Origin of the sequence: Roseateles flavus, assembly GCF_039872765.1 — a bacterium.
In the GTDB taxonomy this organism is placed as follows: domain Bacteria; phylum Pseudomonadota; class Gammaproteobacteria; order Burkholderiales; family Burkholderiaceae_C; genus Roseateles_B; species Roseateles_B flavus.
Window position 1 is genome coordinate 341,546 of sequence record NZ_JBDPZC010000002.1, and the last position, 12,319, is coordinate 353,864.

Annotated in this window: 13 protein-coding genes; 3 read left to right on the forward strand and 10 right to left on the reverse strand. The window is 68.3% G+C overall.

Annotated features, from left to right (window positions below; translation table 11 throughout):
- Positions 1 to 90: 90 nt before the first annotated feature.
- On the forward strand, positions 91 to 2,163 hold the full coding sequence (locus tag ABDJ40_RS07250) for a M4 family metallopeptidase (RefSeq protein WP_347608143.1): 2,073 nt from the start codon (positions 91 to 93) through the stop codon (positions 2,161 to 2,163).
- Between the two features lie 90 nt (positions 2,164 to 2,253).
- Here the strand turns inward: ABDJ40_RS07250 and ABDJ40_RS07255 are convergent, their stop codons facing one another.
- The 8 genes from ABDJ40_RS07255 to rpsP all read right to left on the reverse strand — a co-directional run bounded on the left by ABDJ40_RS07255 (position 2,254) and on the right by rpsP (position 9,073).
- Complete coding sequence (locus ABDJ40_RS07255) at positions 2,254 to 3,570, reverse strand: TRZ/ATZ family hydrolase (protein ID WP_347608147.1); 1,317 nt, start codon at positions 3,568 to 3,570, stop codon at positions 2,254 to 2,256.
- Positions 3,567 to 4,592 carry a nucleoside hydrolase gene (locus ABDJ40_RS07260; protein WP_347608150.1) on the reverse strand — a complete coding sequence of 342 codons (1,026 nt, stop codon included), beginning with the start codon at positions 4,590 to 4,592 and terminating at the stop codon, positions 3,567 to 3,569. Before ABDJ40_RS07260 ends, ABDJ40_RS07255 begins: the two co-directional genes overlap by 4 nt.
- A 7-nt stretch (positions 4,593 to 4,599) precedes the next feature.
- Positions 4,600 to 5,541, reverse strand: coding sequence for a ribokinase (gene rbsK, locus ABDJ40_RS07265; RefSeq protein ID WP_347608152.1), 942 nt, complete (start codon positions 5,539 to 5,541; stop codon positions 4,600 to 4,602).
- On the reverse strand, positions 5,538 to 6,593 hold the full coding sequence (locus tag ABDJ40_RS07270) for a LacI family DNA-binding transcriptional regulator (RefSeq protein WP_347608155.1): 1,056 nt from the start codon (positions 6,591 to 6,593) through the stop codon (positions 5,538 to 5,540). The genes rbsK and ABDJ40_RS07270 overlap by 4 nt, the downstream gene beginning before the upstream one ends.
- Positions 6,594 to 6,855: 262 nt before the next feature.
- Positions 6,856 to 7,209: a 50S ribosomal protein L19 gene (gene rplS, locus ABDJ40_RS07275; RefSeq protein ID WP_183104516.1), complete on the reverse strand. Its 354-nt coding sequence runs from the start codon at positions 7,207 to 7,209 to the stop codon at positions 6,856 to 6,858.
- A 162-nt stretch (positions 7,210 to 7,371) separates the two neighbouring features.
- Positions 7,372 to 8,154, reverse strand: coding sequence for a tRNA (guanosine(37)-N1)-methyltransferase TrmD (gene trmD, locus ABDJ40_RS07280; protein ID WP_347608159.1), 783 nt, complete (start codon positions 8,152 to 8,154; stop codon positions 7,372 to 7,374).
- A gap of 27 nt (positions 8,155 to 8,181) precedes the next feature.
- Positions 8,182 to 8,793 carry a ribosome maturation factor RimM gene (gene rimM, locus ABDJ40_RS07285; RefSeq protein ID WP_347608162.1) on the reverse strand — a complete coding sequence of 204 codons (612 nt, stop codon included), beginning with the start codon at positions 8,791 to 8,793 and terminating at the stop codon, positions 8,182 to 8,184.
- A 31-nt stretch (positions 8,794 to 8,824) separates the two neighbouring features.
- Positions 8,825 to 9,073, reverse strand: a complete 249-nt coding sequence (gene rpsP / locus ABDJ40_RS07290; RefSeq protein ID WP_269633958.1) for a 30S ribosomal protein S16 — start codon at positions 9,071 to 9,073, stop codon at positions 8,825 to 8,827.
- Between the two features lie 263 nt (positions 9,074 to 9,336).
- On the opposite strand from rpsP, the gene ABDJ40_RS07295 reads away from it, so the two are divergent.
- Both ABDJ40_RS07295 and ABDJ40_RS07300 read left to right on the forward strand, forming a co-directional pair.
- The gene (locus ABDJ40_RS07295; RefSeq protein WP_347608165.1) at positions 9,337 to 9,879 is read left to right on the forward strand and encodes a GNAT family N-acetyltransferase; all 543 of its coding nucleotides are present in this window, start codon (positions 9,337 to 9,339) and stop codon (positions 9,877 to 9,879) included.
- On the forward strand, positions 9,876 to 10,340 hold the full coding sequence (locus ABDJ40_RS07300) for a hypothetical protein (RefSeq protein ID WP_347608168.1): 465 nt from the start codon (positions 9,876 to 9,878) through the stop codon (positions 10,338 to 10,340). The genes ABDJ40_RS07295 and ABDJ40_RS07300 overlap by 4 nt, the downstream gene beginning before the upstream one ends.
- Before the next feature lie 84 nt (positions 10,341 to 10,424).
- Here the strand turns inward: ABDJ40_RS07300 and ABDJ40_RS07305 are convergent, their stop codons facing one another.
- The gene (locus ABDJ40_RS07305; protein ID WP_269633961.1) at positions 10,425 to 11,435 is read right to left on the reverse strand and encodes an inorganic phosphate transporter; all 1,011 of its coding nucleotides are present in this window, start codon (positions 11,433 to 11,435) and stop codon (positions 10,425 to 10,427) included.
- A 13-nt stretch (positions 11,436 to 11,448) separates the two neighbouring features.
- A complete protein-coding gene (locus ABDJ40_RS07310) occupies positions 11,449 to 12,096 on the reverse strand; it encodes a DUF47 domain-containing protein (RefSeq protein ID WP_347608171.1) in 648 nt (215 codons plus the stop codon).
- Positions 12,097 to 12,319 lie beyond the last annotated feature (223 nt).

The window sequence follows — 12,319 nt, forward strand, 5'->3', positions numbered from 1 at the left end:
AATTGGACGCTACTTATCGACGTTATCCATTTACCCCTCCCCCGGCGTCCCGCCCTGCCTCCAGCGCCTTGGAGGCTTGAAGGAATTCCCATGCACATGCCCTCATTCCCGGCCGGGACCGCCCCGCGGCGCCCTGCCCGCTTCCAGGACCTGCAGGCCAGTGCGGCCGCGGTGGCCCTGCTGATCGCCGCCACCGCGGCCTCGGCCGCGCAGCGCCAGGACCTGAGCCAGCTGCCACCGGCCCCGGCCACCCTCGGCGCCGCGGCGGCCGTCCATGAGCGCCTGGGCCTGGCCGCCCAGGACCTGCAGGCCCAGCGCAGCAAGACTTACGCCAATGGCCGCACCGTCACCCGCTACCAGCAGCACTACCAGGGCATCCCGCTGTGGGGCGAGGCCATCGTCAGCCAGCAGGACGCCGGCCTGGCCGCGCCCAGCTTCCATGGTCAGCTGGTCCGCCAGATCGAGCAGGACCTGCCCGACGTGCGCCCCAGCCTCAGCCAGCAGGCCGCCCTGGCCCTGGCCAAGGGCCGCAGCGGCTTCGCTCAGCACGCCTCGCAGGAGGAAGCCCAGCTGTGGATCAAGCTGGACGAGCAGGGCCGCGCCCGCCTGGTCTGGGCCCTCTCCTTCATGCTCCACGGCAACAAGCCGGCACGCCCGCATTTCCTGATCGACGCACGCAGCGGCGAGATCCTGGAGCAGTGGGAAGGACTCACCACCAACAACGCCACCGGCCCCGGCGGCAACCTCAAGACCGGCAAGTACGAATACGGCGTCAACTTCGGCTATCTGGACGTCAACGCCAGCTGCCAGATGGACAACGCCAACGTCACCACCATCAACCTCAACGGCGGCACCAACGGCAGCACGCCCTTCCAGTTCACCTGCCCGCGCAACGAGTTCAAGCAGATCAACGGCGCCTACTCGCCGCTCAATGACGCGCACTACTTCGGCGGCGTGGTCTTCGCCATGTACCAGAACTGGCTGGGCCAGCGCCCGCTCACCCAGAAGCTGCAGATGAAGGTGCACTATGGCAGCGGCTACGAGAACGCCTTCTGGGACGGCCAGGCCATGTTCTTCGGCGATGGCGCCAACACCTTCTACCCGCTGGTCTCGCTGGATGTGACCTCGCACGAGGTCAGCCACGGCTACACGCAGCAGAACTCCAACCTGCAGTACAGCGGGCAGTCCGGCGGCATCAACGAGGCCTTCTCCGACATGGCCGGCGAGGCAGCCAAGTACTACATGCGCGGCAGCAATGACTTCAAGGTCGGCTACGACATCATGAAGGGCTCGGGCGCCCTGCGCTACATGGACAACCCGCCGCTGGACGGCCGCTCCATCGACCACACCAGCCAGTACTACGACGGCCTGGACGTGCACTACTCCAGCGGCGTCTACAACAAGGCCTTCTACCTGCTGGCCACGAGCGCGGGCTGGAACACGCGCAAGGCCTTCGAGGTCTTCGCGGATGCCAACCACCTCTACTGGACGGCCACCACCAACTTCTCCGGCGGCGTCTGCGGCGTGGAACGCTCGGCCTCCAACCGGGGCTACAACGTGGCGGACGTGACCCGGGCCTTCAACACCGTCGGCGCGGCCTGCCTGCCGCCCCTGCCCTCTGACGCCGGCACCAAGTGCGCCGATGAAAACGGGACCTGCAGCTTCACCGGCGTGCGTGCGGTGAGCTACGGCTACCAGCCCACCTTCTTCCGCAAATTCGCCAACGGCAGCCTGGCCTGCAACAACGCGACCTTCGGGGACCCGGCATCGGGCAAGGGCAAGAGCTGCTACGTGGGCAGCACGGCCTTCACGGCCTGCGCCTCGGAGAACGGCACCTGCAGCTTCACCGGCCGCCGCCTGGTGGTCTATGGGGCCGGCAACCGCTTCACCTCGCGCGTCAGCAACGGCCCGGTGGCCTGCAACAACGCCACCTTCGGCGATCCGGCCTCGGGCGTGGTCAAGGCCTGCTACATCAGCCCCGAGACCTACACCACCTGCGCCAGCGAAGGCGGCAGTTGCAGCGTCAGCGGCGCCCACCTGGTGATCTACGGCGCGAACAGCGAATACTCGGTGCGCGACTTCAACGCCCCGCTGAGCTGCAGCAACGCCACCTTCGGCGACCCGCAGAGCGGCATCACCAAGGCCTGCCACGTCAAGGACTGACCCCGTCCTGAACCGCGCCTGAAAGCACGAGGCCCCGGGCTCCATTGCTGGAGCACCGGGGCCTTTGTCTTGCAGGGTTCCAGCCTGCGCTCAGCGACCGGCCTTCATCTGCGTGACGATGGCCTCGCTGCGGTCCAGCAGGGCCGGCACGTCGATGGTGGTGAGCTGGCGCTGCTGCAGCACGCGGCGGCCATTGACCCAGACGTCGGACACGTGCTCGCGGCCGGCCACATAGACCAGCTGGGCATCGGCGTGGTAGACCGGGCGGCACTCCAGCGCGTCGAGCGACACGGCCACCACATCGGCCAGCTTGCCGACTTCCAGCGAGCCGAGGTCGGCCTCGCGGCCCATGGCCTTGGCGGCGCGGATGGTGGCCATCTCCAGCGCCGTGCGGGCCGAGACAGTCAGCGGATCGCCCGTGATGCCCTTGGCCAGCAGGGCCGCGGCGCGGATCTCCGCGAACATGTCCTGGCGGTTGTTGGAGGCGGCGCCGTCGGTGCCCAGCACGGTGTTGACGCCCGCGGCCTCCAGGGCCTTCACCGGCGCGACGCCCGAGGCCAGCTTCAGGTTGGAGCTGGGGTTGTGGACCAGATGCGTGCCCTGCCTGGCGATCAGCTCGATCTCGGCCTCATCGAGGTGGACCATGTGCACGGCGATCATGCGCTCGTTGAGCAGGCCCAGCTTGTGCAGACGTTCCAGAGGGCGCACGCCGTACTGCTTGAGGCTGCCCTCGATCTCGTCCTGGGTCTCGTGGATGTGGCAGTGCATCTGCAGGCCGTGCTGCTCAGAGAGCTGGCGCAGCTTGACGAAGGTCTCGTCCGACACCGTGTAGGGCGCGTGCGGCGCGCTGGTCCAGTCCAGCAGGGCCTCGCCCTTGTACTGCTCATAGGCCTCCAGGCCCTTGGCGATGTAGTCGTCCGGTCCCGAGCCGTAGCCGGTGGGGAAGTCGATCACATTGATGGAGACGCCGGCACGGATGCCGGAGTCCAGCGCCGCCCGGGCCATGGCCTTGGGGAAGAAGTACATGTCGTTCAGGTAGGTCACGCCACCGCGCAGAGCCTCGGCGGCCGACAGCAGCGAGCCCTGGTAGACCCAGTCGTCGCTGACCCACTGCTTCTCCAGCGGCCAGATGTGGTTCTGCAGCCAGTCCATCAGGGCGCGGTCGTCGGCCACGCCGCGCAGCAGGGACATGGCGCTGTGCGTGTGCGCATTGATCAGGCCGGGGATCAGCACGTGCTGGCCCAGGTCCACCTGCTCGGCGTCCGGGTAGGCGATCGCGGCCTGGGCCTGCGGCAGCACGGCGGCGATGCGCTCGCCCTGGATCACGAGGGCGTGCTGCTCCAGCACCTGGCAGCCCGGGGTCATGGGCAGGATCCAGCGGGCCTTGAGGACAGTGGTGTGGCTCATTGGGAGTCTCCGGAGACGGCCGGGGATGCGGCCTGGGATGAATCGTCGAACAGTTGCATGAATTCGTCGCGCACGCGCTGGGCGTCCACGCCGACGCAGACCTGCTGGTCCGGGCAGCCGCGCCACGGCGAGGCGGGGCTGTCCTCGTGCAGGCCCAGATGGTCCTGGATGGTCTGGCCGCGCGCAATGCCCTCCAGGGCCACACGGACGGGACCGCGGCGCAGCTGGAAGGCCTCGGGCGCCACGCAGTAGACGACGGCGCTGGCATCGTGGGCGTAGAGGCCGCCGATGGCGTCGCGGCCATCGTAGTAGCGCTGGTAGTGGCGGGTGATCTGCCAGAAGAAATCGCCCACGGGCCCCCTGCGGCCCTGCAGGGACTGCAGCAGGGCCTCGGGCATCACCACCTGCTGGGTGACGTCCAGCCCCACCGTGACCACGGGCCAGGACGCGGTGAAGACGAGGTCGGCGGCCTCGGGGTCGTTGATGATGTTGGCCTCGGCCACCGGCGTCACATTGCCGCCATGGCCATGCAGGCCGAAGGCGCCGCCCATCAGCACGACTTCGCGCACCTTGCGGGCGATGCCGGGATCGTGGCGCAGTGCCAGGGCCAGGTTCGTTAGCGGGGCCACGGCCACGAGGGTGATCTCGCCGGGCGCGGCGTTGATCTCGTCGCAGATCAGCTGCCAGGCGGGGCGCGGGTCCGGCTGGCGCCGGGTGGCCGGCAGCAGAGGCGCCCCGCCGCCCAGGCCGTCCTCGTGGTGGACCTGGGTGGGGAAGAAGCGCTCGGTGCGCGGCAGCAGGGCGTCGTCCGCGCCTGCAGCCACCGGCACGTCCAGGCCGAAGAAATCGACCAGGGCCAGGGCGTTGCGCGTGGTGGTGCCCACCGGCGCATTGCCGTGCACGGTGGTGATGGCGCGCAGGTCCAGACCCGGGTGGCGGGCCAGCATCCACAGGGCCATGGCGTCGTCGATGCCCGGGTCCGTGTCGAAGATCACGGGCCGGGGCGGCAGGGCTTGGCTCATGCGGACCTCAGGCGCTACGGGCCGCGAAATCGGGGCCCAGTTCCTCGCGCCGGGGCATGGCGCCCTGCACGCCCACCCGGCTCACGGCCAGGGCGGCGGCGGCCTGGCCCAGGCGCACGGCCTCGTCCAGCGACTGCCCCTCGGCCCAGGCGGTGGCGACGCCGCCCACGAAGGTGTCGCCGGCGCCGACGGTGTCCACGGCCTGCACGCGCCGGGCCGGCAGCAGGCGCTGGCCGGCTTCGTCAGCCACCAGCACGCCTTGCGCACCCAGGGTGATCAGCAGGCGCGGCAGGCCCTGGGCCTGCAGCGCGTTGGCCGCGGCGCGTGCCACGGCCTCGGCGGATTGCACGGCATCGGGCAGCCCGGCCAGTTGGGCAGCCTCGGTCTCGTTGAGCACCAGGCAGTCGGTCAGGGCCAGCAGGGCCGGGTCGACCGCCAGGGCCGGCGCGGCATTGAGGATGGTCCGCACGCCCTGGGCGCGTGCCAGACGGAAGGCCTCGAGAATGGCCGGCTGCGGCACCTCCAGCTGCGCCACCAGCACCCGCGCCTGCTGCAGCGGTGCAGCGGCGCGCTGCACATCGGCCGCCGCCAGCTGCGCATTGCTGCCGGGCACGTAGATGATGCTGTTCTCGCCGCCCTCGCGGCCCACCATGATGACGGCGATGCCAGGCAGCGCCGATTCATCCTCGACCACATGCGTGGTGTCCACGCCCTCGGCGCGCAGGGCCGCGATCAGCGCGCGGCCATGCACGCGGGTGCCCACGCGGGAGACGAAGCTCACCGAGGCCCCGAGCCGGGCCGCGGCCACGGCCTGGTTGGCGCCCTTGCCTCCGGGCGTCATCTGGAAGTCCTCGCCCGGCAGGGTCTCGCCCGGACGCGGCAGGCGGCGCGCATGGGCCACCATGTCCATGTTGATGCTGCCGACGACGACGACACGCGCGGAGCTCATGCGCTCTTTCCTGCCTTTCCTGCCTTGGCGGTCTTGGCGGCCAGGCTCTTGGCAGCCGGCGCGGCGGTGCTCTCGCGCCGCACCAGCTGCGGCTTCATCAGCACCTCGCGCAGGCCGGCCTGCGGTTGCTCGATGCGCGCCAGCAGGGCCCGCCCGGCCTCGCGGCCCAGTTCCTTGATGGAGCAGCCCACGGTGGTCAGCGAGGGATAGGCATAGGCCGAGAGCTCGATGTCATCGAAGCCGACCACCGACAGGCTGGCCGGTACCGGGCGCGCCGCCTCGGCCGCGGCCCGCATGAGGCCCAGGGCCATCAGGTCATTGCTGGCGAAGACGGCGCTCAGCTCGGGCGCCGTCTCCAGCAGGCGCTTGCCGGCCTCGTAGCCGCCGTGCGAGCTGAAGTCGCTGTGGACCAGCCAGTGCGCCTGCGGCTCGATGCCGGCGGCCTGCAGGGTCTCGCGCCAGCCGGCAATGCGCTCCTGCGCCACCTCGAACTCCACCGGGCCGCTGATGCAGCCGATGGCGCGGTGACCCAGCTCCAGCAGGTGGCGCACCGCGGCGGCCGCGCCCTCGCGGTTGTTGACGCTCACCCGGTCGGCCCGGGCGCCCGGCACCAGGCGGTCCACCGTGACCGAGGGCACGCGGGCCATCTGGAAGATCTGGGCCAGTGCTTCGTCATCGCCCGCGGAACTCAGCAGCAGGCCGTCGATGCGCTTCTCCAGCAGGGTGCGCATGTACTGCTGCTGGCGCTTGGGGTCGTTGTCGGAATTGCAGAGGAAGACAGAGTAGCCGGCCAGGCGGCAGGTCTCCTCGACGCCGCAGACCAGCTCCGCGAAGAAGGGGTTCTGCACATTGGGCACCAGCACGCCGATGATGCGGGTCTCGCTCTTGCGCAGGGAGCGGGCCACCGCGCTGGGCAGGTAGCCGATCTCCTCCACCGCCGCCAGCACGCGCCGCCGCGCCTCGGCGCTGACCGGGCGCGTTTCGTTCAGGACATGGGAGACGGTGGTGAAGGACACGCCGGCAAGGGCGGCAACGTCTTTGATCGTGCTCACGGTGAGGCAGGTCTCGGCAGGAAGGAAGAGGCAGGCAGCCGGTGATTCCGCAAGGGGGCTGAACGCTCGCAAAACTGCACTGGGGCAAACGTTTGCCGCAGCATACCCGAAATGGCGCCTTCCGCGACAAGCGCCGCGTCGCCAAGGGCGGTGACGGACTTCGCCCGGCACGAACCATGCAGGCCCATGAAAAAAGCCGCCTGGGCCTTGCGACCCGGGCGGCTTTCGAGGGTGGGCCCAAAGGCCGCCCCACGACCGGCCATCAGGCCAGCTTTTCCTTGATTCGAGCGGACTTGCCCGAACGCTGACGCAGGTAGTACAGCTTGGCGCGGCGCACATCGCCACGACGCTTGACTTCGATGGACGAAATCAGCGGGCTGTACAGCTGGAAGGTACGCTCCACGCCTTCGCCGCTCGAAATCTTGCGGACGATGAAGCTGGAGTTCAGGCCGCGGTTGCGCTTGGCAATCACGACACCTTCATAGGCCTGCACGCGCTTGCGGGTACCTTCGACCACGTTCACGCTGACGATCACCGTGTCGCCGGGGGCGAAAGCGGGGATGGTCTTGTTCAGGCGAGCAATTTCTTCTTGCTCAAGGGTTTGGATCAGATTCACATCGATCTCCTGACGATCTTACCGGCGCACCTGAAATTGACTGGAACCGGCCCGAACTGGCCTGCATTCCTGGAGCTGGCTGAAGGTCAGAAACACTGACCTGAACCTGGGCTCCGCCCGATAGAGGATCGCGAAAAGCCCTCGATTGTAGCCGAAAAAGTCTCAGCCAATCAAGGACTTGAGGAAGGCTTCGTCCTTCTTGCTGAGCTTGCCGGCGGCACGGGCGGCCTCGATCAGCTCGGGGCGGCGGCGCCAGGTCAGCGCCAGCGACTGCTCGCGGCGCCAGCGCGCGATCTGGGCATGGTGACCAGACATCAGCACCGCCGGCACCGGCAGCGGCTCGATCTGGCCAGGCAGGCCTTCCAGCACCTCGGGGCGGCTGTAGTGGGGGCAGTCCAGCAGGCCGTCGGAGAAGCTGTCCTGCTCATGAGAGGCAGCGTCATTGAGCACGCCGGGCTGCAGCCGCGCGACAGCATCCAGCAGGGCCAGGGCCGGCAGCTCGCCGCCGCTCAGGACGAAATCGCCCAGGCTCACCTCCAGGGTGACATGGCGGTCCAGGAAGCGCTGGTCCATGCCCTCGTAACGGCCGCACAGCAGCACGGCGCCGGGCCCCTGGGCCAGCTCCTGCACCAGAGCCTGGTCCATGCGGCGGCCGGTGGGGCTGAAATGGATGATCTGCGGCGCAGCGCCGGCATCGGCACCACTGGCCTGGCGGGCCGCCAGCACGGCGGCCAGCGCGCGCTCCAGCGGCTCGACCAGCATGACCATGCCCGGACCGCCACCGTAGGGGCGGTCGTCGACACGGCGGTAGTTGTCTTCGGCGTAGTCGCGCAGCTGCCAGAGCTGCACGTCGACCTGCCGGCTCTCGAAGGCACGGCGCGTCACGCCCACCGACAGATGCGGGGCGAAGAGCTCAGGAAACAGGGTGATGAGGTCGAAGCGCATGCGGCAGGCGCCACGGCAAGGCAGGACTCAGAAGTCCAGACCCCAATCCACCGAGATGCGGCGCTCTTGCAGGCTCACATCGTCGACAAAGGCGGACACGAAGGGGATCAGGCGCTCCTGCTCCGGCTTGACCGGAGCCGTCAGCCCGGCGGGCTGGATGCGCAGCACGGCATGCGGGCCGGTGTCGAGCAGGCCGATGACCTCGCCCAGGGTCTCGCCCTGGCGGTTCACGACCGTGAGGCCCACCAGGTCCACCCAGTAGAACTCGTCCGGGTCGGCCTTGGGGAAATGCGTGCGGGAGACGAAGACGCGGGCGCCGCGCAGGGCCTCGGCCCCATTGCGGTCCGACACACCCTCGGCGCTGGCCACCAGGCCGTCGCCATGCTCACGCAGGGAAAGAATCTTGAGCAGCTTGGGCACGGTGCCCTTGCCTGCGGCCATGCCAGGAATGGCAGTCTCGGCGGGTTTCAGGAACCAGCGCCGGGTCGCAAAGATCGCCTGGGGATCCGTGGAATGGGCATGGACCTTGAACCAGCCCTTGATGCCCCAGGCGTCGGCAATGCGCGCGACCTCGATGGCGTCATCCGGCCAGGCTGCCTCGGCAGCGTCAGCGGGGGAACGGGTCTCGGGGGCAGTCACGCGCAAGGCTCGATATCAGCTGAGCGGATGCTCAGGCAGCCTTCTTGGCCTGGTCGACCAGACGGGCCACGGTGGTCGACAGCTGAGCGCCGACGCCGGTCCAGTAGGCCACGCGGTCCTGAGCCACGCGCAGGCTTTCGGCAGCGCCGGAAGCCACGGGGTTGTAGAAGCCCACGCGCTCGATGAAGCGGCCGTCACGACGCTCCTGGCTGTTGGCGACGACGATGTTGTAGAAGGGGCGCTTCTTAGAGCCGCCGCGTGCGAGTCGAATCACGACCATGATGAGTCCTTTGAGTTGAAGCGTTCTACCGCACCAGGAGACACTCAGGGCAAGCAGACCATTGGACACCCCGTGCGCCATCTCCAGGCTTCCGGGGTGCACCGGTTGTTGGTACCGTAGATACGCCGCGAGTCTCCCGCGACCGGCACCAAAACCTGGCATTATAAACTCGCAAATCCAATTGCGATAGCAAGTCGCTGCAGAGAATCTCTGGCGCTCCTGTTTTCCGCCATTTTCACCCCTCCTGCCCTCGGTCCTCCCCCATGTCCCAAGCCCTTCCGCTGCTGATCCGCCCCAGCCAGGACGCCGATCTGCCCGCCATCCAGGCCATCTATGAGCATGCCGTGCTGCACGGCACCGGCACCTTCGAAACGGACGTGCCCGACGTGGCCGAGATGAGCCGACGCCGCGCCGAGGTGCTGTCCCGCGGCCTGCCCTACCTGGTGGCCGTGCGCGGCGAGCAGGTCCTGGGCTATGCCTATGCCAACTACTTCCGGCCCCGCATGGCCTACCGCTTCTGCGTGGAGGACTCGATCTACCTGGCGCCGGCGGCCCAGGGCCAGGGCGTGGGCCGCCTGCTGCTGGCGGAGCTCATCGCCCGCTGCGAGCGGGCGGGCGCGCGGCAGATGCTGGCCGTGATCGGCGACTCCCAGAACCACGGCTCCGTGGGCGTGCACCGCGCCCTGGGCTTCGAGCCCACGGGCCTGCTCAAGTCCTCGGGCTGGAAGTTCGGCCGCTGGCTGGACGTGGTGCTGATGCAGCGCCAGCTCGGCCACGGCGACACCCTGCCGGCGGAGGGCGCATGAGCCAGGCCGCCACCCCTGCCCTCGCCTACCGTTCCAAGACCCTCGCCACCTGGCTGGCCCTGGGCCTGGGCGCCTTCGGCCTGCACCGGCTCTACGTCCACGGCTTCAAGGACAAGCTGGCCTGGCTCTTCCCCTGGCCCAGCCTGGCCGGGCTCTACGGCATTCACCGCATGGACGTGCTGGGCCAGGACGACCGCCTGGCCTGGGTGCTGATGCCCCTGCTGGGCCTGATGCTGTCCATCGCCATGCTGCAGGGCATCGTCTGGGGGCTGACGCCGGACGAGCGCTGGAACCAGGCCCACAACGGCGGGCGCAGCGGCCGCGCCAGCGGCTGGGGCGCCATCATCGGCGTGGTGGCCTGCCTCATGGTGGGCGGCGCCTGCCTGATGACCACCATCGCCTTCTCGGCCCAGCGCTACTTCGAGAGCCAAGCGGAAGCCGCCAAGGAGCTGAGCCAGTAAGCGGCGCGCGCTGGCCCCGCCAATGCAAAGGCCCGACTGCACTGGCAGCCGGGCCTTTGTCTTGGTGCTTCCGAGGTGCGAGGCTCAGAACAGCTGGAAGCTGACCCAGTAGCAGACACCCGCCACGAAGGCCGACGCCGGGATGGTGAAGATCCACGCCCAGACGATGTTGCCCGCGACACCCCAGCGCACGGCCGAGGCCCGCTGCGTGGAACCCACACCCACGATCGCACCGGTGATGGTGTGCGTGGTCGAGACCGGCACGCCCAGCGCGGTGGCCAGGAACAGGGTCAGCGCGCCGCCCGTCTCGGCACAGAAGCCGCCGACTGGCTTGAGCTTGGTGATCTTCTGTCCCATGGTCTGCACGATGCGCCAGCCACCGAACATGGTGCCGGCACCGATGGCCAGGTAGCAGACCCAGATCACCCAGGTCGGCGGCAGCTTGGCTCCCGCCTCGGCATAGCCCGCCGCCATCAGCAGCATCCAGATGATGCCGATGGTCTTCTGCGCGTCATTGCCGCCATGGCCCAGGCTGTAGAGGCCCGCGGAGACCAGCTGCAGGCGACGGAACCAGTTGTCCACGCGCAGCGGTGAGGAGCGGCGGAACAGCCAGGCCACCGCCACCATCAGCAGCGAACCGAGCACAAAGCCCAGCACCGGCGACACGAAGATGAACAGCACCGTGATGCCGATCTTCTTGGCCACCAGACCCTGCACCCCGACCTTGGCGATCACCGCGCCGACGATGCCGCCGATCAGCGCATGCGAGGAGCTCGAGGGAATGCCGTAGTACCAGGTGATCAGGTTCCAGGTGATGGCCCCGATCAGCGCACCGAAGACGATGTGGTGGTCCACGATGCCCGGCTCGACGATGCCCTTGCCGATGGTGGCGGCCACATTGAGCTGGAAGAAGGCGATGGCGATGACGTTGAAGAACGCGGCGAACAGCACAGCCTGCTGCGGCTTCAGCACACCGGTGGAGACCACCGTGGCGATCGAGTTCGCAGCGTCATGAAAACCGTTCATGAAGTCGAACAGCACTGCCAGCACGACCAGCAGCACCACGACCCAGAACGCAACGTTGATGCTTTCCATGAATCGAGGCGCGTCAGGAGTTCTCGAGGACGATGCCCTCGATCAGGTTGGCGACGTCCTCGCAGCGGTCGGAGATGGACTCCAGCTGCTCGTAGATGGCCTTGAGCTTGATCAGCTCGCGCACGTCTTCCTGCTCGCGGAACAGGCGGGACATGGCGGAGCGCATCACGCGGTCGGCGTCGGACTCGAGCTTGTCGATCTCTTCGCAGGTCTTGATGGCGGCTTCGGCCGTCTGAGGCTGGCTCAGCTTGGGCAGCAGGGTCACGGCATGCTGCACGCGCTCGCAGCACTTGGCGGACAGCTCGGCCAGGCGCAGCACATCCTCGGGGATGGAGCGCACGTCGTAGAGCTGCATGGTCTCGCTGGAGTCCTGGAGCAGGTCCAGGATGTCGTCCATGGCGTTGATCAGGCTGTGGATCTGCTCGCGGTCGATCGGGGTGATGAAGGTGCGATGCAGCAGGCGGTTCACCTCGGCGGTGACGCGGTCGGCGTGGTGCTCGCGGGCATCCACCTCGGCAGCGTACTTCTCGCGCAGCGTGATGTCGCTGTAGTTCTGGCACATGGCCATGAAGGCCCGGGCGCCTTCGGTGATCTGGGCGCCGTGCTCGTTGAAGAGCTCAAAAAAATTGCCCTCTTTGGGCAGCAGCTTGCCAAACAGCATGGGTTCTCCTGGCAGATGAGGCTGGCGGGTGAGCCGGCCTCCGTCCACAGTGAGTCAATCGGGGTGAGATTTAAAGAAATGGTCATCACCGCGTCATGTGAACGCGGCAAAGGCGGAAGTGTAATGGCGAGTAGCGCACGAACTGTGACAGTTCCGTGACGCTTGATGACGGTCAGGGCGGCCGCAAATGCCTCCACCAGGACTTTGGTTCACTGCACCAGGC

Coding starts and splice junctions, on each gene's coding strand:
- ABDJ40_RS07250 (WP_347608143.1), top strand. CDS start 91: ATGCACATGCCCTCATTCCCGGCCGGGACCGCCCCGCGGCGCCCTGCC.
- ABDJ40_RS07260 (WP_347608150.1), bottom strand. CDS start 4,592: ATGAGCCAAGCCCTGCCGCCCCGGCCCGTGATCTTCGACACGGACCCG.
- ABDJ40_RS07310 (WP_347608171.1), bottom strand. CDS start 12,096: ATGCTGTTTGGCAAGCTGCTGCCCAAAGAGGGCAATTTTTTTGAGCTC.
- ABDJ40_RS07305 (WP_269633961.1), bottom strand. CDS start 11,435: ATGGAAAGCATCAACGTTGCGTTCTGGGTCGTGGTGCTGCTGGTCGTG.
- ABDJ40_RS07255 (WP_347608147.1), bottom strand. CDS start 3,570: ATGAGCCACACCACTGTCCTCAAGGCCCGCTGGATCCTGCCCATGACC.
- ABDJ40_RS07295 (WP_347608165.1), top strand. CDS start 9,337: ATGTCCCAAGCCCTTCCGCTGCTGATCCGCCCCAGCCAGGACGCCGAT.
- rbsK (WP_347608152.1), bottom strand. CDS start 5,541: ATGAGCTCCGCGCGTGTCGTCGTCGTCGGCAGCATCAACATGGACATG.
- ABDJ40_RS07300 (WP_347608168.1), top strand. CDS start 9,876: ATGAGCCAGGCCGCCACCCCTGCCCTCGCCTACCGTTCCAAGACCCTC.
- trmD (WP_347608159.1), bottom strand. CDS start 8,154: ATGCGCTTCGACCTCATCACCCTGTTTCCTGAGCTCTTCGCCCCGCAT.
- rpsP (WP_269633958.1), bottom strand. CDS start 9,073: ATGGTCGTGATTCGACTCGCACGCGGCGGCTCTAAGAAGCGCCCCTTC.